Below are 25,560 nucleotides of genomic sequence, written 5' to 3' on the forward strand. Positions count from 1 at the left end.
AATGGGGGCTACGTGAATGGGGCTCGTAGGGCGCACTCTCCAAGTGCGCCACGCTATCCCCCTTACTCGGCGCAAACCGCCCCTGCCAAATTGTCATATTGGCACGCAAATTGCTCTGCATATGTCATTACCGCATCAGGAATGGCATCATGCAGATTCAGGGAAGCTACCGCGCAGGCCAGGTGGCCAGCGCCTATTCGGCACTCTCAGGCCCCCGCAACACCAGCAACACCCCCTCCGCGCAGACGGCAAATTTTGCCGATGTGGTGACGATCTCCGCCGCCGCCCGCGACCGACTGGCCGCCGACCAGCCAGGCAGCCGCCAGGGCGCCGTCCATCTCGATACCGACAAGGGCGATGTGGCACTGAACCTCGATGACTACTTCGGCCCCAAATCCACCGTCATCAACGGCGAACTGCCGCCGCTGCTGATGCCCTCGCAGCGCAATATCGATGCCATCACCCAACACCTTAACCAGGCGTTTCCGGCCTTTCTCGCCGCCAACGGCATCCCGGCGGCACCGGCCAGCATCAACTACGATGGCGCAGGACAAATCCAGTTTCCGGCCGACTACCCCTACGCTGCACAGCTGAAACAAGCCCTGCAGGACACCCCCGGCATGGACCGCGAGCTGATGTCCGCCAAGGGCCTGAGCGAATTCAAGAACCTGCTCGACGAAAGCCAGGCGTTCCAGCAGGACTACAGCGCGGCCAACGGCCAGAGTGAGATCAACGCCGTGATCGCACGCTACTCAAGCCTGCTCTCGTCCAATGGCAACACCGCCAGCATGGCGCTGTTCTTTAACCAGCAGGGCCAGATGCACATCGGCAAGGCCAGCGACGCACACGTCTCGACCTGACCCCGTTTGGGGGCTGGGCGGCGGGTGATCGTCTCAGGGGCGTTGCCCGCCCAGCTGCCACAACAGCGTCTGGCGCGCATGGGCAATACGCGGCTGGCGCAGCTTGCTCGGCAACCACACCAGGTAATAGCGGATTTCGGTATACCCCACCGGCGGCGGGATCTCCTCCAGTTGCCCGCTGGCGAGAAAACTGTCGCATAAATAGCGCGGCAGCAAGGTCCAGCCGAACCCCTGGCACAGCAGGCTGCGCAAGCCGCGCAGGTCCTGGCCGATCAGTGCCGGAATCAGATCCGTACTGCGCATGCGGTTCTTCATCAGCCACTGATCAATCAGGGACAGCTCCAGGTTATAGGCCAGGAGCGGCTCAGCCAGCAACGCAGTCGCTACGTCCCCGCCAGCCCTGATCCGTTGCGCCACGGAAGGCGCCGCCACCGCCAGCACCTGATCGCTCAACGCCAGCTCGCCCTTCAGTCGCGGGTCGGTAACCGGATGCGCCGAAAACCCCAGATCGTAGTGCTCCTCCAGCAACATCTGCGTCACCATCGGCCCGTCACCAGTATGCATGCGCACCCGGATCCCCCCCTGCAACAAGGGCAGCAGCGCCGGTGCCAGCTTCTCGGCCATGAAATCCGAGTGGCCGATGATATGCAGCGAACCGGCCAGATCCACCGAACGCGCGCGTGCCGTGGCCAGCGCCGCCTCGGCGGCATCCAGCTTGTCGCCGATGTCGGCCGCCAGTTCATCGGCCGCGGCCGTCGGCACCACCCCCTGACTCTGCCGCTCGAACAGCGGTCGCCCCAGTGCCACCTCCAGCCCGGCAATGTGCTGCGACACCGCCGGCTGAGTCAGATTCAGGCTGCGAGCCGCCGCCGTGATCGAATGCTGTCGATACACCTCAATGAATGTGCGAAGACGAACCAGCGACATACGGCACCATAAATTTATTTATACCCCCAGCAAAATACCCCTATTGGCGGCCAAACGCCAGTCACGCCTACTATGTGTCCATCGTCTTCGAGACCAAACAAGCAAGGAAAAACACCATGTTGAGCAAAGTCCTGTATCAAACCGAAGCCACCGCCACCGGCGGCCGTGATGGTTATGCCCGTACCCGTGACGGTTCGCTGAATGTCTGGCTCGGCCTGCCGCACGAACTGGGCGGCAAGGATGTCGGCAACAACCCGGAACAACTGTTCGCCGCCGGTTATGCCGCCTGCTTCCTCAGCGCCATGAAAACCGTTTCCTCCCTCAGCAAGGGTGCCCACCCCAAGGTGCCGGACAGCGCCAAAGTCACCGCCCAGGTCGGCATCGGCCCGCGCATCGAAGGCGGCTTCGGTCTGGCCATTAGCCTGAGCGTCGAACTGCCGGGGATCGAACGTGCGGCTGCCGAAGCCCTGGTCGCCACCGCCCACGAAACCTGCCCTTACTCCAACGCCGTGCGCGGCAATATCGACGTTGCCCTGCAAGTGATCTGATCCGGCGCGCAGTGCCGCTGAAAAACAACAAGGAGAAATAGAACATGGACAAGCAATCCCACCACGATCTGCAGGTCATCCTCAGCGCCATGAAACGAGCCCACCTGAGCGCCGGCCCGGCCAGTGCGGCACTGCGACGCGACCGACTGCAGCGCAGCGCCAGGCTGATTCGCGACAACCACCAGGCGCTGGCCGAGGCCATGAGTGCCGACTTCCACCATCGCAGCGAATATCAAATGATGGTGGCAGACATGCTGACCACGGTACGGGGTCTGGAACATGCCGCAGAGCATGTCGAAACCTGGATGCAGCCCGAGCCCGCCGAGACCCCGGCGCCGGACATGCAGGCCTGGATCGAACCCCAGCCGCTGGGCGTGGTCGGCGTGATCAGCCCGTGGAACTTCCCGATCAACCTGTCCTTCGGCCCGCTGGCCGGGATCTTCGCCGCCGGCAACACCGCCATGCTCAAGCCGTCGGAACTGACCCCGCGCACCTCGGACCTGCTGGCCGAACTGGTCGGCCGCTACTTCTCGCCGGATGAACTGGTCGTCGTGCTCGGCGATGCCGCCGTCGGCCAGGCCTTCAGCGCCCTGCCCTTCGATCATCTGGTCTTTACCGGCAGCACCGCCGTCGGCAAACATGTGATGCGCGCCGCCGCCGAAAACCTGGTACCGGTCACCCTGGAACTGGGTGGCAAGTCGCCGGTCGTCATCGACCAGGATGCCGACCTGCAGACCGCCCTGGCCCGCACCCTCACCATCAAGGCCTTCAACGCCGGGCAGATCTGCCTGTCGCCTGACTACCTGCTGGTGACCGAGCAACAACTGCCGGGCGTGATCGAAGCGGCGCGCCAGTTCGTCACCGACACCTATCGCCACTTCATCGACAACCCGGACTACACATCCATCATCAGCCCGCGCCATTTCGAGCGCCTGCAGAGCCTGCTGGACGATGCCCGCGCCCGGGGCGCCACCATCATCAGCCTGGCCGCACAGGACGAGGCCGATGCCGAAACACACCGCCGCAAGATGGTGCCGCACCTGGTCCTCGGCGTGACCGACGACATGGCCATCATGCAGGAAGAAATCTTCGGCCCGCTGCTGCCGGTCAAGACCATTGGCGGCTTTGACGAAGCCGTGGCCTATATCAATGCCCACCCGCGCCCACTGGCCGCCTATTATTTTGGTCATGATGCCCGGCGCCAGCGCGCTTTCATGCAGCAAACCACCTCCGGTGCCCTGGTGATCAACGACGTCATGACCCACGCCTCGCTCGACAGCCTGCCCTTCGGCGGTGTCGGTGCCTCGGGCATGGGGGCCTACCACGGCATCCACGGCTTCCGCCGCTTCACCCACGCCAAGGCCGTGGTGGTGCAAAGCCCGGATGGCGCCAGCAACCTGCGCCTGCGCCCGCCTTACCAGCAAGCCCTCAGCGCCGTACGCGACTTGCTGAACAACGCATAAACACGACACAGGCCGCCTGCCGGCGGCCGCACAACAAAGGAACAATCATGAAAGTCTTGATGGTACTCACCTCGCACGACCAACTGGGCAACACCGGCAAGAAAACCGGCTTCTGGCTGGAAGAATTCGCCGCGCCCTACTACGTCTTCAAGGATGCCGGCGCCGACATCGTGCTGGCCTCGCCGCTCGGCGGCCAGCCGCCGCTCGACCCGAAAAGCGACCTGGCCGAATTCCAGACCGAACTGACCCATCGCTTCAAGGCCGACCCGGCCGCCCAGCAAGCCCTGGCCAACACCGTACGCCTGGACAGCGTGCAGCAGCAGGACTTCGATACCGTGTTCTACCCGGGCGGCCACGGCCCGCTGTGGGATCTGACCGTCTCGCAGACCTCCATCGACCTGATCGAAGCCTTCGAACGCGCCGGCAAACCGATCGGCTTCGTCTGCCACGCACCAGGTGTACTGCGCCACGTCAAGGCCGCTGACGGCCGCCCGCTGGTCGCCGGCCGTCGCGTCACCGGTTTCACCAATGGCGAAGAAGCCGCGGTCGAACTCACCGACGTCGTACCGTTCCTGATCGAAGACGAATTCAAGCGTCAACAGGGCATCTACCTGAAGGGTCCGGACTGGGCACCGTTCATCGTCGAAGACGGCAAGCTGATCACCGGCCAGAACCCGGCCAGCTCGGAAGGCGTCGCCCGGGCACTGCTCAAGCAACTGGCAGCAGCCTGAGTCAAGGATGGCGCACTTAAGAGTGCGCCCCACCAGAAAGGACGGGGTCAGGTCTTGTATTTTGCGTCTCGATGCAAAATACAAGACCTGACCCCGTCCTTTGCTTACTCCTACAGCCCCAGCAACCTTTCCAGCTGCTGCATCTCCTGACGCCAGGCTTGCTGCGACTGCGGTTTCTGGTACTTGGGCTTGCGCTGTAAATCTGCCTGCAACAAGGCATCCAGCTCGCACCAACGCTGCCACTGCGCCTCGGCCTCGCCCGGTGCCGCGACAGGCGTCGCCTCGCCGACGCGGACCGCCGGCGACACCCCACCCTCATCGCCCTGCGGTGCCGGCTCGAACAGGCTGGCATAGGCACTGGCCGCATCCGGCCAGGCTTGCAGCCGTCCCTCGCGCAACACCCAGAACCGGTTGCAGGCCGCTTCGATCAGCTCGCGGTCGTGCGACACCAGCAGCACACCACCGGGGAAGCCCTGCAGCGCTTCGGCCAGCTGCGATTTGCCGTCCAGATCCAGATGGTTGGTCGGCTCATCCAGCCACAGCAGATGATGACTGGCCAGCGACAGGCCGAGGAACAGCAGCCGCGCGCGTTCACCACCGCTCAGCGTGGCCACCCGCTGACCGTGCCGGGCATAGGCAAACCCGGCGGCGATCAGCGCCTGCCGGCGCGTCACCTCGGGCAGCGGGGCCAGCGGGTAAAGCGCATCGATCAGCGTGTCCTGCGCCGCCAGCTGCTGCAGATTCTGGTCGTAGTAAGCAATGCTGGCGGCCGGATGCCAGCGCCAGCCCGCTTGCGGCTCACCCTGCTGCACATCGCCCCAGCACTGGCGCAGCAGCGACGACTTGCCGCTGCCATTGGCCCCCAGCAGCGCCACCTTGTCACCGGGACGCAACCACAGCGCCTCAGCCTGGAACAAGGGGGGCAGACCGGGCGCGGCCCGCACCGGCAAGGACTCGAAGGCCATCAGGCTGTCGGCCGACAGCGCCTGCCCCTGCACACTCAGGCGCCACGGGCTGCCTCGGCTGAGCGCAGTCTGTGCCTCCTTCAGCTTGTCGATACGCTTTTCCATCGACTTGGCCTTGCGCACCAGCTTCTCGTTATCGTGCTCGCGGCCCCAGATCGCCAGCCGCTTGCTGCTGGCCGCCAGACGATCAATCTCCTTCTGCTCGCCACTGCGGCGCGCCTCGGCCGCCAGATCCGCCTCGGCCAGCGCCGCCCGTGCCTCGGTGCACGGCAGCTCAAAACGCTGCAGCTGCGCATCACGCAGAATCCAGCTGCGCCGGGTGGTACGGTCCAGCAGACGGGCATCATGCGACACCAGAATCAGCCCGCCACGCCAGCGATTCAAAAAATCCTCCAGCCACAACAGCGAGGGCAAATCCAGGTGATTGCTCGGCTCGTCCAGCAACAGCAGATTAGGCTGGCGCAACACAGCCCGCCCCAGCAGCAGGCGAGTATGCTGCCCGCCACTCAGGGCAGACACCGCCACCCCGGCCTGCTCGGCCAGCCCCAGCTCGACCAGCAGACTGTCGGCACGCCAGGCCTGCGCCGAGTCATGCGCCAGCGCCTCCATCAGCACATCACGCGCACTGAGCGTGTGCAGCGCAGCGGGCAGATGCTGCTCGACCAGCTGCAGACGGCAGGCGGCGGCATACTGAATCTCGCCGGCATCGGCTTCCAGGTGACCGGCCAGCAGCTTGAGCAGCGTACTTTTGCCGCAGCCGTTATGACCGATCAGGCCGATACGTTCGTCGTGACTGACCGTAAAACTAAGATCTTGAAACAGGGTGCCGTGATCGGCATTCAGGCGCAGGGACTGCGCGGAAATCAGGGTTGTCATTTTATTCAGCTCTCGCTTGCTCGGGACGCAAAAGTCCCTGTCAACAGGCGCGCTGGCGACAACGGGGATGAGTCGAGACCGACTCCTTGCAGGAAAGGTAACTAGGCTCGAACCCGCTTATCGCAGCGCGATGAAGGGCAGGCTAGAGCGGGCAACTGTGCTGAACATGCGTACCAGCATGAGCGGACGCGAGTTGAAAGCCATATTTACCTCCTTTCTTTTCGTGAGGTTGTTCATGATGAATGATTGTAGCGCAAAGCCTGGAACAGCAGGAACGGGGTCAGGTCTTGTATTTTGCATCGAGACGCAAAATACAAGACCTGACCCCGTTCGGTTCCGTTCGGTTCGGCTTGATCAGGCCTGGCTTTCTTCCGTCCGCGTTTTGGTCGGGATCAGCTGATAGTCACCACTGAGTGGCAGGGCCTGCAGAATGGCCATCAAGGCTTCCGGCGGCGCAATCAGCTTGCGATCCTGCAGCCGCAGCCAGGCACCGGACACCTCATAAATCGCTGCCAGCGTGCCATCCTGCTTGCGGATCTCCTGCCGCAACTTCCAGCGCGAAAAATCTTCGCTGGCCCCGGCCAGCTCGACATTGATCTCCACCCGGTCACCCAGGTGCACTTCCTTGCGATAAATGGTCTGCTCGCTGAACAACACCGGCCCGAAACCATGGCGGACAAACTCCCCCGCCGGGAAACCGCAGGCGTTCAACCACTCGAAGCGGGTATGGGTGCACAGATCCGCATAGGCACTGTGCCGCAAGTGCTGATTGGCATCGATATCCGCCCAACGCACCTCATGTGTCTTGGTAAAAACCGTCATAAGCCCCTCGTTATTCTCGTGTTGTGGCAGTCATGCTGCCAACCAAGGCTATGACAAATAATATTTATTCTCAAGTAGCATGGTGGATGACTTTGGCCGAATGTCCCGGCAGGGGAACAGGCCATGACGTTGTTGTAGCACCAGAAGCAGAAGGCGTTTCCGACAGATTTTCTCGCCAAAAAATAACGACAAGCGTAGCATGAGCGCTGTCCCCTCCGGGTCTGGTGAATCGACCTTATTCAGGCAAGCGACAAGATGAACTACCAACCTCCATTGATCAGCTACTTCCTGGCGCACCCCCTCAAAACCATCCTGCTCATCGTGGTCTTTTCCGTCGCGGCGGTACAAGGCCACGGGATGTTGATCAGTTCGGTCATCTGGCTGCTGCTCATCGGCCTGCTGCCCTTGCAGCTGTCGATGTCGCTCAGCACCCAGCACCAGCAAAACAAGCTGCTGTACGAAAGTTGCCCCGGCATCGACAAGGCCTACTTGCTGGGCGTCGCCATTCCCTACCAGGCGCCAGCCCTGCGCAATGTCTATTTTTTCTCGGCAGAGCAGATGCGCGACTGGATGTCCCGCCAGGCCGGGCTACGCGGCATGATCTACCTGATTGGCGTGATCCTGGCCTTGCTGGATCTCTACCAGATTTTCCATACCTGGTCGGGCCTGCAAGACACCAGCCTTATCCTGTTGCCGATCTTGCTGGCCGGCTTTTATCTCTGGCGCAGCCGAACTTACTACCAACTCTGGCGCCTGGCCGAGCAGCAACAATGGCTGGTCGGCTCCGCCATCATGGGGGCGCAATCAGCGACCGTGTTTTCCGCCTATCTGCCCACCAGTGATGCTGAACAGCCCCCCGTACCCTACCTCTCGGCCTTGCTCGACCCGGATGTACATTGACCAGTCCTAAAGACATAAAGACGGGGTCAGGTCTTGTATTTTGCGTCTCGATGCAAAATACAAGACCTGACCCCGTCTTAGTGCGTCTTAGTGCGTCTTAGTTGGCGATATCTTTGAGGGTTTGCCGCAGGCGGGGGGCGGCAAAGTCGAGGAAGCTGCGCAGTTTCAGCGGCATTTGCCCGCGTAGCACATGCAGCAGATGCACCGGAGCCGGCACTGGTTCGTAGTCCTGCAACAGGATTTGCAGCGCCCCCTGTCTGACGCCCTCCGCCGCCTGGTAATGCAACAAGCGCGCAATGCCGACCTGGTGGATGGCGGCCTGGGCCGCGGCTTCTGGTGTGGTAACGGTCAGGCGCGGCTGGATCGTGACATCGATGGCCGCTCCGGTGCCCGGGTGACAGAAACGCCAGGACTGGGTGGGCATGGGCGCATCCACCGTGACGCAGGGGAAGGCTCGCAGATCGTCCGGGGTTTGCGGTCCCCTGTGCGCCGCCAGCAGCGCGGGGCTGGCACACGCATCTCGCCGATTTGCGTGGCCCCCATCGTGCTATCCGGCAGCTTGCCGATGCGCAGCGCCAGATCCACATGATCGCTGACCAGATCCACATTGCGATCGGACAGCAGCAGCCGGATGCTGATTTGCGGGTTGGCCGCCAGAAACTCGGCCACCAGCGGCAACACATGCAGGCGACCAAACATCAGCGGCGCGGTCATCACCAGTTCCCCCTTGGGCGTGGTGAACTCCCCTGCCGCCTCACGCTCGGCCTCTTCCACCTGCTCCAGAATGCGACGCCCCGCGGCAACATAGGCCACACCCGCGTCGGTCAGGGTGAGCTTGCGCGTGGTGCGGATCAGCAGCCGCGTGCCGAGCGAGGCCTGCTGTGGCCGCTGGGACGACCACCCGGGGCTGAGTGAGCTGGGGTTTTGAGCGTAAAGAGCGGCGCAATTCAAGATTGCGCCCTACCGTAGGACACATCCGCGTAGGGCGCATTCGCGTAGGGCGCATTCACCGTAGGGTGCATTCGCGTAGGGTGCATTCGCCGTAGGGTGCATTCGCCGAAGGCAATGCGCCAATGCAACGCGCCGATGTCATTTCCAACCAGGTTTATTGCAGGTGCGGTTGCAAATCCTGCGGGCTCAGGCCGCTGACCTGCAGGATCGTCTGCAGGTCGATTCCCTTTTGCAGCATGGCCAGTGCCATCTCCAGACGGGTTTCGTTCCGACCCTTCTCCATTCCCTTCTCCATTCCTTGCTGTATCCCCTTCTCCATCCCTTGCTGCATCCCCAGCTCCATCCCTTCCAGTCTCAATTCATCTGCAGCCGTCATGATGTCTCTCTCCTGTTGAGGTGCTTCCTGCACCAGGGTTTGCACAATGTCTTTCGCCAGCCCACCCTTGCTCAGACTCAGCAGGTATTTCAACAACGCCTGCAGCTGATCGTGGGTATGCCACCCCTGCCTGAGCAACTGCCCGAGCTGTCTGACCAGCATCAGCTTGTCGCGCTGGCGGCTGTGTTTCTGCACCAGCTCCAGCAGCGCCATGCGGCGGTGCCGGAGGATGGTGTCGTCGTCGATGACGGTGACATCGATCAACGGAAACGGTTGTTGATAGAGTGCGGTGGCGGTCTCAGGTTCCGCAAACAGGTCAAGCCATCGGGTACTGAAGGGATAGGGGCTACGGCGACCGTGGTAGAACAACATGGGGATGACCAGTGGCAACTGGTGATGTCGCTGATCCAGGTGCTGCTGCATGGCGGCCAGGCTGTACCGCATCAGGCGAAACGCCATCCAGCGGTCAGGCGTCGACTGGTGTTCGATCAGCGCGTAGACATAGCCTGCCTGCCCGGCGGTCTGCAGGGCATAGAGCACGTCACAGCAATGGCTGCGCAGGCCTGGCTCGACGAAGCTGCCGGGGGCGAGCCGCAGGCTGTCGAGATCGCACAGCCGCTGCAGGTTGGGCGGCAGATGAAAGCGCAGAAAGTCGCGGGCGGTGTCCGGGTCGTGCAGAAACTGTTTGAACAACAAGTCGTGCGGCGTGGGTGAGGTCATGCCGTCGCGTCCCTGTGTGATGACTGAAACTGACAACGCTAAGGGCACAGCAGTGACTTAGGGAAGGGAGCGTGGCAGGGACCACGCCGCGCGAAACGGAGACTGGCGGCATGCACGTTGGCGAATGCACCCATGTTCCCGTTGCATTCAGGAACGGGAACGCGGTGTACCGGGTTGAAACCCTTGCCAGACAAGGTTGTTCCCGTTGTTCCCGCTGTTCCCGTTCGTTTTAAGCAAGAAAGTAAAGAGAGGGGGAGAGGGGAGGAATTGATCTGTTATGTAGGTAATTAGTATTTGTATGTATGCCTATATATATTTATATGTATTTGTCATCCTTAAACATCTCTCCCGTACAGTATTTCACGTGATCACGGTACCTATTCCCCTCTTTACCTCAAAAGGCACGGGAACAACGGGAACAACGGGAACAACCTTGTCTGGCAAGGGTTTGCGGCGGGCGTCCCTGTTCCCGTTCCAAATTGGCAACGGGAACAGGGAGACGCCGATCGGGTTTACTCCCAAATTTTTGGGGGCAGGCATAGACATTCAGTTTGCCCTCACCAAACCCCGGACAGCGCACATTCAAGCAACTGGGTGACACACTGAGCGACTTACTGTTCAGCGGCTGCCGCGCGGAACGCCGATCGAGCGAGGCAGGAGAACAGTTCAAGCTGCAGTAGGCGATGCTGGCGCTGGCGAAGGCGATTCGTGCGGCGCTGTTAGCGGACTGGCAGGGGTGGCAACGGCGGGCGGTGCGGCGTGAAGGGCTGTGGGTGGTGGGGTGACTGCGCGGTACGAGTAGGGCACATTCGCGTAGGGCGCACTCGCGTAGGGCGCACTCGCGTAGGGTGCATTCGCGTAGGGTGCATTCGCCGAAGGCAATGCGCCAATGCAATGCACCGCAGCAATGCACCGCAGCAATGCGCCAAACCGACCCCTCCGGGGGGCTTAACACCCCCCGGCCTCCAGTTGAATGCCCTACTCCGCCAACAACACCGTACAACCCGCCAATTGCCGCATCGTCACCGCACGCGGCAGATACAGCCAGCTCTGGCCATTGACCCTGGCTAGGGACCAGTCGAGCCGGCCATCCACGATCAGGCGGCACAAGCCGGGCTCGGCCAGCGCCTCACGCGGTGGGCACAGCTCCGAGACCAGCTCAAACAGCGGCATGAACGACGACGGATGAGAACGGTGATTTGTGAAGTGGGACAGGGGTGAATTACCATGCTTGGCAGCCATACTGACTCCTACGATGAGTTGGTTTGGTTAGCGGGTCCGTGGGTGCTGCAACACCTTCGGGCCCGCGCCTGTTTCAGCGGCACCATGCCGCGCCACATACCCTAGCGAAAGCGATGACAGATCCGCAAGTTTGCGCGGTCATCCTTCCTGGAGAGCACCGTAGGGCGCACTCTTCAAGTGCGCCGATGGGGAGAGATCTTGGTGGGGGGGCGGTTTTTCGTACGCGCGCCCCTGTGCGACGACAGTATCTAAATGTGATATATAAACAACTTTCCGATGACAAAGCGTTTAGAAATGCAGAGCTCATTCGCCACACATCCCGTGCCGACGCACCACCTTTGCAAGCAAACACTTCACAATAAAGCGTAAATTTTATATCATATTGTTACATGCACCATGCCTCAATGTGAACAAGGAAAATAGGTCTAATGAAGAAGCACATTTTCACCCTGCCGATGCTCCTCGTCGCCCTGGCCGCCACCCCGAGCCACGCCATCGACCTGAACGGCATGCTGAGCGCCGGCATGAAACTGGCCTCCGCCACCACCCTGTCCGATGACGACGCGAAGTCGCTATCGCTGGCCAGCATCAAGCAGGAAGACGCCAAGAGTCGCATCGCCCCGGCCAACAACAAGTACAGCAAGCGCCTGGCCAAGCTGACACGCGATATGCAAAACGAAGATGGCCTGAAGCTCAACTACAAGGTCTACCTGACCAAGGACGTCAACGCCTTCTGCACCGCCGACGGTTCAGTACGCGTCTACTCTGGTCTGATGGACATGATGAACGACGACGAATTGCGCTTCGTCCTCGGCCATGAAATCGGCCACGCCAAGCTGGGTCACGTTCGCAAGGCCCTGCAAGTTGCCTACGCCACCTCCGCCGCCCGCGATGCCGCCGCCGCCACCGATGGCACTGCGGCACAGCTGTCGCAGTCCGCATTGGGCGACCTGGCAGAAGCCGTCGTCAACGCCCAGTTCTCGCAGAAAGAGGAAACCGATGCCGATGCTTACGGTGTGGGCTTCCTGAAGAAGCATCAGTACGATCTGCACGCCGCGGTCACGTCGATGAGCAAGATCCAGACCATCAGCGACGACCACAGCTGGCTGGCCGACCACCCTGCCTCGAGCGACCGCGTCGCCAACCTGAAGAAGCTGGTCGGCGAATAAGCGCCCTTCCTTCCTCTCTGGAAATTAAAGGCAGTCAGCACCCGGCCAAGATCGTCTTGCCGGGTGTTGTGATTTATCCGCTCAGGCTGCGCCTGGTGTTTTCGGCGCGAGATTTCAGGGCAGCAGTTCGCTGCCCCGGTTGATGGAATGATCGGCGATCACATGGAATACTTGGCACAGATAGGCTTCTGGGTCGAGGCCATTCAATTTCGCGGTTTCGATCAAGCGGTACATCGCCACAGCACGCTCGCCACCAGTGTCCGAACCGGCAAACTGAATCGCCCCGCATTTACTAGGTATTTTTGTAGCCGCTTCCAATAGGCAAGTGGCCATTTTGCATTGAGCTATCGAACGTCTGTTTTGGCCGAGAAACAGTCTTCTGCGCGTGGCCCACCGCTAAGTGATCGACCAGCACAGACAGGTTTGTGCTCACAGCGTGCCTGCCAGCTCCAAAACAACTTCACGCACCCAACGCTGCCCGCTGTGAGCATGATTGCGCTCATGCCACATCATGTTCACAGTAAAACCTGCCACAGGGAAAGGACATTCGACAATCTTGAATGTATCTCGGCGATCGCGAACCAACCGTTCAGGAACCAAGGCAACAAAGTTCGAGTGAGCCACGATCTCAGGCACGATAAGAAACGACGCGGCAGACAGCGCTACATTGCGGCGGTAGCCCAGCGCCGCAAGCCTTTCATCTACCAATGTCGTAAAGCCACCGCCGTCCAACGAAACGATGATGTGCTCCAACAAGGCAAACTGCTCGACGGATAATTCATGCTGCAGCGTAGGGTGCAGCTGCCGACCAATGAGTACATAACGTTCATCGAACAGATGCCGGCTGCGCAGACTGTCCGGACCATCCTCGGGGGTCATCAGAGCGAGATCTACCTCGCCGGTGGCCATTTGCGCCTCTAAACGAGACGGATCGAGATGTCGCAGGGCAATTTTTACGCCTGCGGCCCGCTTGCGTAGTACAACCATCAAAGGCTTAACCACTGTGGCCTGAAGATAATCGGTACAGGATATGGCTACGATGAGGTTCGCTTTTTCTGGGGCAAAGTGATGATGCTCCGCCAAAGTGACTCGAACTTGATCCAATGCTTGGCGAAGCGGAGCCAGCAGTTCCAGTGCCTTGGCCGTGGGTACCATACCACGCTGTGTTGGTATGAGTAGAGGATCATCAAACAGCGTACGCAGGCGACTCAACTGCGCGCTGACTGCCGGCTGGCTAAGATGCAGGCGCTCGGCAGAGCGGGTTACATTCTGTTCCGTTAACAGGGTTTCGAGCGTAACCAAAAGGTTGAGGTCAGGCTTCTTGGTATCCATTTGATAGATAGTAGAGGATATTTGGTTTTATTTCACAAATACCTTAAGGCAACCCAAACTGCTAGCTATCTCAACTTCAACGCACAATGAAACCATGCAATCAACCGGAAAAAAGAAAGTGCTCATCGTTCATGCACACCCTGAACGAACATCTGTGACACACCAGCTCGCTGAGATCGCGTGCGATGTGCTGCAAGTCCAGGGGCATGAGGTCATTCAGTCAGACCTATATGGCATGGGGTGGAAGGCGGTGTTCGATGGACATGATTTCCCCAATCGAGCCAATCAGGAACGCTTGTCGTTTATCGATGAATCGGGGCATGCGTTCGCCAATGGTTGCCAGACCCCTGACGTTGAGGAAGAACAGCGGAAGATTTTAACAGCCGATGCGGTGATTCTGATTTTTCCACTGTGGTGGTACAGCATGCCGGCCATCATGAAGGGGTGGGTGGACCGTGTATGGGCCTTTGGTTTGGCCTATGGCTACCAAGGAGCCGGCAACACTTACCGCTACGGAGAAGGTGGTTTTGCAGGAAAACGGGCGATGTTGGCAGTCTCGGTCGGTGGGCCAGCGCAGGATTATACCCTGCGAGGCATTAACGGACCAATCGAGCAACTACTGTTTCCAATCACGCACGGCACCTTATTTTTTCCGGGCATGCAGGTGCTGCCAACCTTCGCGGTGTATGGAACAGTCCAAATGACTGATCAAGACATGGCAAAAGCGGCACAAACCTGGCGCAGGCGAGTCGAGAGGCTGTTTGATGACGCGCCGATTGCTTTCCGTTCTCAGAACGGCGGCGACTACCCAGATCGTCATGTTCTGGCTGATCATGTAGCTCCGCATCAGAGCGGATTGCTTGTGCATATTGACCATGCCTCTCAATCTCAGACTGAACCAACTAGCATTTACTAGATACTTTTTGGCAGCTTCTCGCTTGAAAGCTGCCAGTCCCGTTTGGCCAACTAAGGTGTTGCAGCTACTTGAATTAGCCTACACTTCGTCGGAACGGCGCAGACAGCACTATGCGCTATTGCAGACGTTCATGCGTAAGGCCCTGAACGGCCGATATGGCCGAGATGCAGACTGTCACCGATACAGATGTAGTCTTTGATCAAAAGAGAAAGGCCTCCAATTTGGAGGCCTTTCTGCTACGCTGACTGTAGTTCGTAAATCCCACAAATCTTGAAAAGTGGTGAAATTCTAGACTTCAGTGGGATCCTACAACATCTGTAGGTTTGCGCAGTTAGTGAGAAGAGTAGGCCTTGATTTCAAAGGGTTTCCTCATTTTTTGGCGCACTTAAATGTGCGAAGTTGCTGAGAAAAACCTACAGATTTTGCGCTCTTCGTGAAAATAATATCGTATATCCTGCAAAAACAATACATTAAGTGAGTATGGCGGGCGAACAATCGCTCGCTTACCTGCCGTTTTTCGGTCCGTATAGCCCAGCGTGGTATTCATCAAACTGCATAACGAGTTGTTTGAGCTGATATGCGGTGAACGATTGGTAAGCGTCATATCCTTGAGCCCTCCAGAAGTCTTGCATGGTTCCAAAAGGACGCACGCTGAGTGTGTGCCAGCACGAGAAGCCTTGGGTCACCGAGTCTATATAGCCTGCAAAAGTCCCTCCATCATGACCCCATTCTAGGTCGAGGTCTGCTTGCTCACGTTTGCTTATGTCCTCCATCAGATAGAACGAGGGGTTTGTTGACTGCGAACGGGCACCAGACTTCTTTAGGACTCGACGCATAAAGCTAGGTTGTGCATGGAACGCGAGTTCCGCGAACTCTTGAGTTGCACTTGCGTCATCACCAAACATCCAGTTTGGGTCGGCAGAGAATAGTGTTATCCCTATGATAAATGGGTCGTTTTGATTTGATTGAGCGCACCACACACATACGAAGCCAGTTTGGGCTACCTCTTTGCATTTTGCACGCACCTGCTGAGAAAGTGAGTCTAGCCTTTTTACTGTACGAGACGTGTCCCCAGCGTTTTTGGTGTAACGCGCAAGAATATACGGAGTAAGTGCATGCGGGGCATATATAGGTGTTGGCGCCGGAGCACGCAAAATATCAAGGTTGATCTCCAGCCTTATACCTCTGTCGAGATCGCCTAGTACTCTCAGCGGCAAAAGATAGGCGCCGGTGAGAAGAGCCCCTTTCGACGCTTTTGTGAGCAACTCATCCCAATCTCGGGCGACCATAACTAGGAACACTCCCACAAGAAATGGGACTTGCTGATGGAGTTCGGCACTGTATGCTAGAAGCTCCTGAATGCCTTGTCGCTCCGCTCCACGGTTGGCTTTCAATTCAACGAGCGTATACTCACCACTGTGGCTCTGAAGTAAGAAATCAGGCCTCTTTTGAGGCTCGCCTGGCACGTGCATGCTTTGGTTTGCCAGAATTTTGTCGCTATTGCATAGCGCATTTAATGCCTTGAGAGCCCGGTTCACCCAAACACGAGTCCTAAACTCTGCTTCAAGCCTAGACTCATTTAGGTTGCGCCACCTTTGAAGCAAGGAATTCTCGTTGGTAATGTGCTTGTGGAGAGTTTCATCCGCAAGCCGTTCTTCAAACCAAATTTGTAGGTCAGATTCCTTCATGAATCGAACCTCAGCGTTGTGTACATGCCGGATAGTATCCTCTCGTGCTAAGAAAATCGCGCTTCTGTGCAAGCAGGGATGCCAAAAAGCGCGCTCGTGCTCGCAAACCAGTGGTTGACCTCAAGAGCTATGTAAGTCGTTTGAGACCTGACTGGTTTGATCGGACAGTCGTACCAATTTATATTTGACTGGTTGAAGGAGAAACTCGGCGTACAACTCATCCAGCGTTAGTTCACGTACCGACGGACTCTTCCCCTCACTGAAGCTAACCAAGGCAAACGTTGAGGATTGCTTATGCTGTTCAAAAAAATCGAGTTGTCGTGAAGAGATATAGACGTTCGCCCCTTCTTCCATAGAACTCGATTTAACTTCAAGGAAGTGTTCACGGACCCCATTCGGGGTAACACGCAAGGTGCGGATATCGAACGGTGACGTCGGCACTGCCCTAGACGTCCACTCCACCTCACTCTCCGCATATCCGATTGATCGGATGTATTCCAGTTCACGCTCATAAACGAACCGCTCGCCACGCTGACCGATCTCTATGTCGGGAAACCCATCTTTGGTCTTACCAAACTGAACCGGCTCTCCTTGATCGAAGATGTCTAGGTTGTATCGGGTGCCAATACATCGGAGTACATTAATCTGTCGTTCAAGCACCACCCTCTGAGACTCACCAGCCGCTTCCAGTGCGATGGACGCCTGCCGTAAGGCATTACGTACGATGTTGGTTGCATGGGTCTCATTAATGTAGCGCAGGCCATTCCCCCATCCGTTATAGGCAGGGGTGTAAATGCCGTCTTGCACCTCGTAGGCGAGCGGAGGTGTTAACAATGTCACAAGCTCTGACGCTGCTTCCGCATGGAACATGAGAGGCTCGACACTCTCAATCTCAAACGGAATGCCTCGCTCCTGCCCTTCTCTATTCACAAGACGCGCCCCGGCGTGAACGCCAACTATATGGGATGGCAGTTCCTGATCCCCCTTGTAAGTGAAGGAGAAAAACACAAACTCGTCGTCTTGTCGCGCGACACTCGGGATACTCGTCGGCGGGAGATAGAACCGGAGAGGGTCCGACTCGGTCACTGCAAAGTTCAAACACTCGTGAAATCCATTTCCGCCGATACCTTCCTCGCGAAACAACTCCAGATAGTCATCGTATTCGCGTTGGCTAGGTACCACGGAGTATTTCAAGTGAGGAGCTAGAGCAGCCCTGTGGTCATAGTGAATCTTAATTGCGGCGAAGGTTGGCATGATAAATGGGTGTAATGATCCAGGTTAATACTATATAACACTGGAATCCAAACCTGCAGTTCCATGAGATATGAAGATCAGAACCGAGTGAGTGGGCCTTCATCTTGCCCACAAGGAAGCACACCCCTGTCTTGTCACTAGATCTAATCCTGATCCCGATCGGCGACATAGAGCAATGAGCAATAATAACAGCGGTATTCTATGCCTCGTTATTCAGGCCAATTTCGTGATCCCCGTAAGTCATCAGTGAGCCACTGACGTTTGCAGTCTTTAGCAGCATTTGTTCTCCACTAGAGAATTCAGAAAACCCTATTGTGGACATTACCGTTGAATTCACCAATCCTTCCGATTTTTTTGCGCAACCTTTGTGGAATGATGAGTTATCCCTTATGCATATTTTGCTTGATAAGCACCCATATCAGCTCTGACGTGCCCAGAAAGATTGTCATGCTAAAAACAGAATAAGGGACATAGCGTATCTTCAGTTTGACAAGTGCCCAAAAGGCCTGGCATAGGTTAATCGCATACAAGCTGATCCCGGACACTATCAATAGCGTCCCAAACACAATGCCCGCACCAGTAAAATGGCTTACTTGGGCTCCATGCTGAGCCAAATAATAGCCGGCGACCACTACTGTCGCAGCAATGCCATAATTTCTGATGTTATCGAAGATGAATTTCAACGTTACATCTTCAGGCTTAATATCGATTAGTTGCAGCAAGATGCGCTCGGCTTGTGATTTCTCTCTTGCTTCAGAAATGTGACTTCTTTGGTTGCAGAAGGCAGACGTAGATTCGATTTCACGATAATTTTCTTGACGCCATTCACGTTGCTTCTTGGAAAATCGCTTAAACGGTTTTATGTAAAGCGGAGTACATTCCCACTTGACTCTCTCCCAGTCATGCTTGAGGAGGAGTGCAATACGATGGACGAGTTCCTTAGAGTCATCTGATTCGTTGGTAAACAGATGGTCAAAGAGGGCCAGAATTGCTCCGTCGTGTTTTTTGTCCTTGGGGTTGATGGATGTTGCAAGGCGAGTCCTTAGTGCAACTACTTTTTCAGGAATTGCATGCACTCTATTTTGAATGTGAACGATGGCAATTTCTTCGCATAGCTGACGCAGATTGTCTCGCCACTTCGTTCGCTCTTTTGTAATCTGTTCCAGCTGAACGGCGCGCTCATCTTTGCGAAAAGCGATGAATGATGCGATCCACCCGCCGACTGCAGTTAGGGAAACTCCGACTAGTAAGGATGTTAGGTCGATATCGAAGAAGCTCATAGATGGCCAATGTTAGAAATAATAGAGAAAAAGTCGTGCGAGCAGCTTTGTAACAATACCTGGGCTTGGCGCACGTCCCAAGCAGCCAAATCAATTATGACTGCATGCTCAAGGTTGATTCGACCTTCTTCAACTTTTCGCTGTGCGACCGACTCCCACCCGCTTTCAGCTTTAGAGCCCAAGGGTAATTTACCTGATTTTTCGGTGAGTGACTTGGCGTATGCTGCCGGCGTCAAACCACCAAGGGCTTTCTTGGGGAGTTCGTTGTTATATTCCCTGCGCCAGGCTTCGATCGCTTTTGCTTAGAATATCGTCCTTGTCAAAAGGGTAGATAGGGGACTAAAATCACTCAGCCAGCCTTCCGTGGCTGCCCGCAGTTCATGTAACTGCCTTTAACCAGTGCCCAGCTCCTCACGTCGGACTGTCGGTCACACCAACCTCAAACAAGGCCTCTGAGCCATTTCAGATACACACTCACTGCACTGCCCTCTTTTCTTGCTAGGGAAGTCGCGCAGGCATTATTTTATTGCTTAGTGCAGTGTTTTCTGTTCTTGAAATCACATTAACCTTCTTAAATTGAGCAATGGCTCAGCCTCTACTCGATTCTAGTGCAGGCTTCCCAAATTCCGGGGACGATTTTGGGGATTTTCAGAAAAGAAAATCGAATATTAGCATCTCTTCATGGAGAAAACTATGAAGACATGGCGGATACTATCTCTTGCCTTAATTATAATTTTGTTTTCTCAGTGTGTTTGGTAGTAGTTATGCACAAAAAAAGGGGCGATCGCAAATCGCTCCTTTTTTATTTTCCATTACAGAATAATGCAATCGTGCATGTATTTTTATAAATTACCGCGGCGATAATTTATTTTGTCTACATGCTGAAATAAATTAAATGCAGTAATACCTGATTCTTCAAGACGAGCAAAGGAAAAAGATTCTGTTACGCTTTCAGACGCAACTCTAAGGCCTGAACAACGTTTGGGCTCTTGCCTCAGTTCAGAAAAAAATTTTTCAGGCAAATGTAACACCAATCCGTCTCGCACAGCTTTTTTTACATATTTCTTGCCAATAACATCTACTAAAATAAGCAAAGTCTTACTGATGCAGCACTGAAGGATGCGCCGTCCCCCTTGGGTAAATACAGAGGTTCCTGTTATAAGATTAAACCCACCCCACCCTATCTCTCCTCGCACGTCCAATCCCATGCTTACACTGTGCAAGTCAGCATGGTCCGTAACATCTAACTTCAAATATAGTTGTATGGGGTCGATTTCTGAGTCATTTTTTACCAGTGTACGTACTGCAACTTTATCTATTATCTCCCCAACAATATCGGGATGATCGGTTTGTAGAAAGACAGCCACATGACCTTGCTCTGGCTCTGCCTCTACCTTCAAATGCTGCCTCACATCAAACTCTGATGCAGGGCGAATAAAGAAAATACTAGAATCCCATCCATTTAGGAAATACAGATCTGTATCGCATGTCTCATGCGAAAGAACAGTGCTGAAAACCTGTTCAAATGCCATTGAAAAATCGCCAAGATGAGTCCTTGTCTTTGAATCGACTGAAAACCACTCTAAGCATATTTCTTGTCCATCGAGCAGCATTATCATGCTCTGGTTGCCGTAGTTATGGCTGATTGGAATGCTGTGATCAGTAGTAATTATATTTTTCTTGTTTAGTGGGCATGGAAAGCCAAAAATTAGATAACACCCCAACTGCTCTATCACATAGGGTAGGAATGCTTCATTCTCGTCGTTATATCTCGCATTTATCTCCCAATTGGAAAGGGCACTAGAAAACCACTTAGAATGGCGACGCATCATGTCATCTAGGACGATCTGTGGCAGGTGAAGCATCGCAGTGTCATCATCAGACATCAGATAGTCATAAGCCGCCTGATGCCATGCGCGAGGATTTGACCACATAACTTTGAATTCTTCAAAATCCGGCTCAGCCCACTCTCGTGGGGTTGTGACCTCATCCCCAAATCTGAAGTAAGTCGGCATATAAACTCGCGTACCAATCAGCCGTAACGGGACGCCATTGATACTGGTAACGCTTGAGATTACTGCGTATGGATCTGGTCCAATGCCGCAAGGTTGCCAACTGCTGATATCAATCGAGGCTGTCAGATCCTTCATAGTGACTTTGCTGTCACGAATACCGAAAACGTACCGCAACAACTCGTGTAGCCCCAACCGATCACAGTTTGTCAGCACACGCTGGCTCAATGATCGGGCGAGAGTATCTGCGTTTGTGAGCAGATACGTCTTGGCAGTTTCGTCATCAGGCAATGCACTAAGAAGCCGTACTCGTTCGTCCAGCTTGTCACTACCAAATCGTGCGTCCAAATCTTCTTTGTTAGCACAGCGATAAGGGCCTTGTGCCAAGATGTCCCGAGCAGTAGAAAGCGGTACATCAAGGCGTCGCACTAATCGCTTGGCTTGACGGAGAAAATTTTCGCGGCGGAAGGAAGGAGAAAGTGTCGTCATGGTAAATCCGTTGCTCATTAAGAGCTGACATCAGAGACGCCCACCCACATTCCCTGATGCCCAAGAGGGAACAGGAAATATTCATTAAGAAACATGGTGCTTCCAGTTTGCTGCAGCCGCAAGGGCTTATAGGGTGGGCAGCACGTCGACCATGAAGCGACGTCTTCTCTACACTACTGAAGTTCATAGGAACTCGCAATATATATTTGGGTTAATGAGTTGTGGAACAACAGAGCGCCATTCAGTTGCCATAAGCATTAAGTAGATCATTACAATATTTGAATGTAGTATTTATGGGATTTATTCATACAACGCTAAGTGATCCCTATGCAGATACGAAAACTCCAGGTCAATAACTTTCGTGGCATCGCGAAACTGGATTGGAAGCCTGGGGCCGCTTTCTGCTGCCTGATTGGTGCCGGTGACTCTGGAAAATCCACGATACTTGATGCCATTGAGGCAGTGCTGTCATCCCGCTGGTTTGCGTTCACAGAGTCAGACTTCTTAGGCTGCAACACCTCACGCCCAGTCATTATCGAAGCGACCGTTGGGGAACTCTCCAAGGCATTGAAGTCGGATGAGCGATTTGGCCTTTACATCCGGGGCTGGACTAAGCTCGGGGATCTACGTGATGAGCCTGAAGACGATGATGAACCGGTTTTGACCGTGCGCCTTACTGTCGACGCAACGATGGAGCCTGTTTGGGAGCTTGTCTGCGAACGCGTCGACGATAGTCGGACATTATCTAATCGTGATCGAGCTCTCTTTGGACTCGTGCGGCTAGCTGGTGAAGATTCACGCCACCTCGCTTGGGGCCAGGGATCAGTCCTGTCTAGACTAACTGGCGACACCACTGAAGCTGGGGCTCGTTTAGCGGAGGCCTACCGGGCGGCTAAGGCAAGCGCCAACCTTGGGAGCATCAAATCACTGGCCGATGCTGCGGATCGTGCAGAGGAGCTCGCCAAGGGGCTTGGAACCTACGTCGAAGGCAGCTATGAACCTGGCCTTGAGCTAGGGCGCTCAGGGCTATCATCAGGCTCAATTGCATTACACGACAATGGAGTCCCGCTACGTCTAGCAGGACTAGGCTCCCGTCGCCTTGCCACCTTGGCGATCCAGAAGTCAGCAATCAGTGAGGGGGCCATCGTCCTTGTCGATGAGATCGAGCATGGGCTTGAACCTCACCGTATCATCGGTGCGATCGCTCAATTGAAGGCTGACCAGCGCATGGCCCAGGCGGCCCTCCGACCAATTGGACAAATACTGATGACTACGCATTCTGAAGTAGCCCTTGGAGAGGCAAAGGCGGAAAGCCTGCGCGTGGTACAGATAGCCCGACCAAATCGTGTCGTTAATGTATTGGCACCAATCACGCCGGCGACCATCCAGGCACTGATGAGGTTTACTCCTCGGGCGTTATTCTCACATAAGGTGCTTATCACAGAGGGCAACACCGAAGTCGGTATGCTGCTCGGCATTCGGGAACAATGGCCGCCACGGCACGGCGGCAAACCTATCGAGCAGCTTGCTGCCTCAATCGCAGATGGCAACGGCGAACAAGCGAGTCAAATCGCACAGTCCCTTGCCGAACTTGGCTACTGCTGCGCCATCTATCGAGACTCTGATACCGCAATCTCTTCTGACAACTTGGCTGCATTGGCCGAAAAGAACATTCCTATCTTTGAATACGGAGGGGGACTTAACACAGAGCAGGCTATCTTCTCTGCTGCGACCGATGAGCAGGTTCAGGAACTGCTTGACTACGCCAGAGAGGAGCGCGGGATCGATGCCATCGACAACAACCTAGACATTAAGTTTCCAGAGATATCGCTTGAAGAAATTCGAGGCACTTTCAAGGCGTGGGCACTCCTCGGGAATCTGGACGCTGAGCAACTTCGAGAAGCAATTGCAGAGGTAGCTGCTCGTAAGAAATGGTTTAAAGACCAGAGAATCGGGCGCGGATTGGCTCCTATTGTTTGGCGTGTCATGGAGGCTGCTCCGAGGTCTCCATTGGCAACAACCATGAATCAAGTGGAGGCTTGGCTCTATGCCTGAAGCAGCCGATCTCCTTGCAATAGGTAACGCAGCTATCGTCGCCCCAGCGGGCCATGGCAAAACAGAGATAATTGCCAAAGTCGCAGCTCTTGGCCAGCGGGCTTTAATTCTTACCCATACACATGCGGGTGTCCATGCGATCAGGGCTCGGCTCCAGCGGTTAGGTATCTCGAATCGAAATGTGTCAGTAGACACCATCGCTGGATGGTCAATGAAATATGCTTACGCTTTCCCAGGGGTAGCTCAGCCTCCAACTGGCATGCCCCAGGGAGCCGAGTGGGATCAACTTTATCGAGGGGCGCACAACGCCTTGGGAGTGTCAGCTGTTCGTGATGTAGTCGTCTCTTCGTACGACCGTGTCCTCATTGACGAGTATCAAGATTGCCACAGACTGCAGCACGCTTTAGCAGTCGAGCTATCAAGCATCGTTCCTACTTTGATCTTCGGCGATCCGATGCAGGGGATCTTTGAGTTCGCTGGAGCGACCTTGCGCTGGGATGGCGAGATTCATGAGCAGTTTCCACTCGCAGACACACTTGAGACACCATATCGTTGGGAAGGTAAGAACCCAGGGCTTGGCCAGTGGATTGCGGAGACCCGAGTGAAACTGCTGCGGGGAGAACCCATTGATCTTCACGATCCACGAATCATCTTCCGAGAGTCTAATGATGCCTTCGACATGGGTACATTATTCGAGGGAATTGATGGTAAGGAAGGAAGCTTTGCTGCAATTCATTGCCGCAAGGGTTTGTGTTACCAACTGGCCAAGGCGGCCAACGGGGGCTATCAGGCAATAGAGGAGGTTGCTGCCGCTCGCCTTCAGCAATTTGCTGAACAGTGGGACTCCGCTGCTGATGGGGTGCGACGACAACAAGCAATTCGAGCTTTGCTTGCTGATTGCTTTCAAAGGCGAGAACGTGCACAAGACGATCAACCGGATGCTGAAACTGAAGCGGTCAGGGATGCCATTCGCCAAGCATTGCCTAGTCTTGGTGAAGGGAATGGTGCCGCAGCTGCAGTAGAAATCATGAGGCTCTCGCGCCGTATGCCCTTTTTGAAGCTTTATCGAGGCGAATTGTGGCGTGATGCAGAGAAGTCTGCGACCGAGCTTGTTACAGGACGTGCCGAATGCATGCTTACAGCCACCAGCAATATTCGCCAGCGGAGTAGCAAGATTGGCCGTAAACTACCCAAACGAACAGTATCAACCCCTTTGCTACTTAAGGGATTGGAGTTTGACCACGTTGTCATTCCCGACGCCCGCCACTTCTCTCGTGAAACCAGAGCCCAGGCAAAACTTTTCTATGTTGCCATATCGAGAGCGACCCGATCACTAACGATCTCTTCTAGTGATCGCTGGCTACAACTCCCTGCCCCGTCCCTTTAAGATGAATTCATCCCTCGCTTTACTCGCGATTAGGAGTGCAATCGATGGTGGAGTTTCTTAGTCGCGTTATCGGCGCACTAGTACCGAGCGTGATCAAATCGGTCACGGACCGTTCTCGCCTGAAAATAATTTGCTACGCCACAACTGAAATCAATGGCGACGGCGTCGGAACATTTCTCGCTCTGGGAGTCAAGATCATTAACCCGACGTCTACGGCCATCTACTTCGAGCGACTTGAGGTAATTGACCAAACGGGGGAGAGCTTCTTCCCAAGTGTCTATCGGCTGAATGCAGGCGAAAAAATTCAGCCTCGTCGCAACGTCGTAGGTCTGGTACCTTGTGGTCATGTTACGTTGAAGTGGCGCCCAAGGGAGCTCCGTGTCTACGACAGCACAGAACGAAAACACACAATCAAAGGGCGAATGCTTAAGAAGGCCATTGAAGAGCTTGAGACCGAGAGGGTGCGCCTAGAGGATCTGAATTTTAGTGTTCATCCAACTGATCCTCTGCCGGAATGAGGCTGCTCACATTTGGTTTCAGATAGCTGAGGCGGTTAGATCCTTAATTGATTTTTTTCTGTTGGTATACCTCAACTGA

Annotated in this window: 20 protein-coding genes and 2 pseudogenes; 10 read left to right on the forward strand and 12 right to left on the reverse strand. The window is 55.7% G+C overall.

What is annotated here, in order from left to right; all coding sequences use genetic code 11:
• The first annotated feature begins 149 nt into the window (after positions 1–149).
• Positions 150–860: a hypothetical protein gene (locus AACH39_RS10730; protein ID WP_338619914.1), complete on the forward strand. Its 711-nt coding sequence runs from the start codon at positions 150–152 to the stop codon at positions 858–860.
• 33 nt (positions 861–893) lie between these two features.
• Here the strand turns inward: AACH39_RS10730 and AACH39_RS10735 are convergent, their stop codons facing one another.
• Positions 894–1,787 (reverse strand): LysR family transcriptional regulator, encoded by an 894-nt coding sequence (locus AACH39_RS10735; RefSeq protein ID WP_215779942.1) that lies wholly within the window; start codon positions 1,785–1,787, stop codon positions 894–896.
• Positions 1,788–1,903: 116 nt separating this feature from the next.
• On the opposite strand from AACH39_RS10735, the gene AACH39_RS10740 reads away from it, so the two are divergent.
• From AACH39_RS10740 to AACH39_RS10750, 3 genes are read left to right on the forward strand one after another with little or no spacing between them, the layout of a single operon-like run.
• Positions 1,904–2,335 (forward strand): organic hydroperoxide resistance protein, encoded by a 432-nt coding sequence (locus AACH39_RS10740; protein WP_215779929.1) that lies wholly within the window; start codon positions 1,904–1,906, stop codon positions 2,333–2,335.
• 44 nt (positions 2,336–2,379) lie between these two features.
• The gene (locus AACH39_RS10745; protein WP_215779927.1) at positions 2,380–3,798 is read left to right on the forward strand and encodes a coniferyl aldehyde dehydrogenase; all 1,419 of its coding nucleotides are present in this window, start codon (positions 2,380–2,382) and stop codon (positions 3,796–3,798) included.
• A gap of 47 nt (positions 3,799–3,845) precedes the next feature.
• Positions 3,846–4,529 (forward strand): type 1 glutamine amidotransferase domain-containing protein, encoded by a 684-nt coding sequence (locus tag AACH39_RS10750; protein WP_215779924.1) that lies wholly within the window; start codon positions 3,846–3,848, stop codon positions 4,527–4,529.
• Positions 4,530–4,639: 110 nt separating this feature from the next.
• Here AACH39_RS10750 and AACH39_RS10755 read toward each other — a convergent pair whose 3' ends face one another.
• Together AACH39_RS10755 and AACH39_RS10760 are read right to left on the reverse strand one after the other, a co-directional pair.
• Positions 4,640–6,370: an ABC-F family ATP-binding cassette domain-containing protein gene (locus AACH39_RS10755; RefSeq protein WP_338619916.1), complete on the reverse strand. Its 1,731-nt coding sequence runs from the start codon at positions 6,368–6,370 to the stop codon at positions 4,640–4,642.
• Positions 6,371–6,724: 354 nt separating this feature from the next.
• A complete protein-coding gene (locus AACH39_RS10760; RefSeq protein WP_215779920.1) occupies positions 6,725–7,192 on the reverse strand; it encodes an acyl-CoA thioesterase in 468 nt (155 codons plus the stop codon).
• Positions 7,193–7,447: 255 nt separating this feature from the next.
• Between AACH39_RS10760 and AACH39_RS10765 the strand changes: the two genes are divergently transcribed.
• On the forward strand, positions 7,448–8,092 hold the full coding sequence (locus AACH39_RS10765; protein ID WP_338619917.1) for a hypothetical protein: 645 nt from the start codon (positions 7,448–7,450) through the stop codon (positions 8,090–8,092).
• A gap of 97 nt (positions 8,093–8,189) precedes the next feature.
• On the opposite strand, the pseudogene AACH39_RS10770 reads toward AACH39_RS10765, so the two are convergent.
• The 3 genes and pseudogenes from AACH39_RS10770 to AACH39_RS10780 all read right to left on the reverse strand — a co-directional run bounded on the left by AACH39_RS10770 (position 8,190) and on the right by AACH39_RS10780 (position 11,381).
• Positions 8,190–8,806 (reverse strand): annotated as a pseudogene (locus tag AACH39_RS10770) (LysR substrate-binding domain-containing protein).
• A gap of 391 nt (positions 8,807–9,197) precedes the next feature.
• Positions 9,198–10,139: an Rpn family recombination-promoting nuclease/putative transposase gene (locus tag AACH39_RS10775; RefSeq protein ID WP_338619919.1), complete on the reverse strand. Its 942-nt coding sequence runs from the start codon at positions 10,137–10,139 to the stop codon at positions 9,198–9,200.
• Between the two features lie 978 nt (positions 10,140–11,117).
• Positions 11,118–11,381: a hypothetical protein gene (locus tag AACH39_RS10780; protein WP_338619921.1), complete on the reverse strand. Its 264-nt coding sequence runs from the start codon at positions 11,379–11,381 to the stop codon at positions 11,118–11,120.
• A gap of 428 nt (positions 11,382–11,809) precedes the next feature.
• On the opposite strand from AACH39_RS10780, the gene AACH39_RS10785 reads away from it, so the two are divergent.
• A complete protein-coding gene (locus AACH39_RS10785) occupies positions 11,810–12,550 on the forward strand; it encodes a M48 family metalloprotease (RefSeq protein ID WP_338619923.1) in 741 nt (246 codons plus the stop codon).
• 114 nt (positions 12,551–12,664) lie between these two features.
• On the opposite strand, the pseudogene AACH39_RS10790 reads toward AACH39_RS10785, so the two are convergent.
• Positions 12,665–12,823, reverse strand: a pseudogene (locus tag AACH39_RS10790) (transposase domain-containing protein); the annotation flags it as partial.
• A gap of 156 nt (positions 12,824–12,979) precedes the next feature.
• Complete coding sequence (locus AACH39_RS10795; protein WP_338619924.1) at positions 12,980–13,882, reverse strand: LysR family transcriptional regulator; 903 nt, start codon at positions 13,880–13,882, stop codon at positions 12,980–12,982.
• Between the two features lie 94 nt (positions 13,883–13,976).
• Between AACH39_RS10795 and AACH39_RS10800 the strand changes: the two genes are divergently transcribed.
• Positions 13,977–14,798, forward strand: a complete 822-nt coding sequence (locus AACH39_RS10800) for an NAD(P)H-dependent oxidoreductase (RefSeq protein WP_338619925.1) — start codon at positions 13,977–13,979, stop codon at positions 14,796–14,798.
• A gap of 503 nt (positions 14,799–15,301) precedes the next feature.
• Here the strand turns inward: AACH39_RS10800 and AACH39_RS10805 are convergent.
• The 4 genes from AACH39_RS10805 to AACH39_RS10820 all read right to left on the reverse strand — a co-directional run bounded on the left by AACH39_RS10805 (position 15,302) and on the right by AACH39_RS10820 (position 21,521).
• Complete coding sequence (locus AACH39_RS10805; protein ID WP_338619926.1) at positions 15,302–16,486, reverse strand: hypothetical protein; 1,185 nt, start codon at positions 16,484–16,486, stop codon at positions 15,302–15,304.
• Between the two features lie 120 nt (positions 16,487–16,606).
• The gene (locus tag AACH39_RS10810) at positions 16,607–17,740 is read right to left on the reverse strand and encodes a DUF3883 domain-containing protein (protein ID WP_338619927.1); all 1,134 of its coding nucleotides are present in this window, start codon (positions 17,738–17,740) and stop codon (positions 16,607–16,609) included.
• Between the two features lie 380 nt (positions 17,741–18,120).
• Positions 18,121–19,020, reverse strand: coding sequence for a hypothetical protein (locus AACH39_RS10815; RefSeq protein ID WP_338619928.1), 900 nt, complete (start codon positions 19,018–19,020; stop codon positions 18,121–18,123).
• Between the two features lie 842 nt (positions 19,021–19,862).
• On the reverse strand, positions 19,863–21,521 hold the full coding sequence (locus AACH39_RS10820; RefSeq protein ID WP_338619929.1) for a hypothetical protein: 1,659 nt from the start codon (positions 21,519–21,521) through the stop codon (positions 19,863–19,865).
• Positions 21,522–21,848: 327 nt separating this feature from the next.
• On the opposite strand from AACH39_RS10820, the gene AACH39_RS10825 reads away from it, so the two are divergent.
• Genes AACH39_RS10825 through AACH39_RS10835 form a run of 3 tightly spaced genes read left to right on the forward strand, consistent with a single transcriptional unit; the run spans position 21,849 to position 25,481 of the window.
• Entirely contained in the window at positions 21,849–23,576 is a 1,728-nt protein-coding gene (locus tag AACH39_RS10825; RefSeq protein ID WP_338619931.1) for an ATP-binding protein, read from the forward strand.
• Positions 23,569–24,963: a UvrD-helicase domain-containing protein gene (locus AACH39_RS10830; RefSeq protein ID WP_338619932.1), complete on the forward strand. Its 1,395-nt coding sequence runs from the start codon at positions 23,569–23,571 to the stop codon at positions 24,961–24,963. The genes AACH39_RS10825 and AACH39_RS10830 overlap by 8 nt, the downstream gene beginning before the upstream one ends.
• 44 nt (positions 24,964–25,007) lie before the next feature.
• Positions 25,008–25,481 carry a hypothetical protein gene (locus AACH39_RS10835; RefSeq protein ID WP_338619934.1) on the forward strand — a complete coding sequence of 158 codons (474 nt, stop codon included), beginning with the start codon at positions 25,008–25,010 and terminating at the stop codon, positions 25,479–25,481.
• Positions 25,482–25,560: the final 79 nt, after the last annotated feature.

This window comes from Paludibacterium flexuosum (assembly GCF_037076605.1).
Lineage (GTDB): Bacteria > Pseudomonadota > Gammaproteobacteria > Burkholderiales > Chromobacteriaceae > Paludibacterium.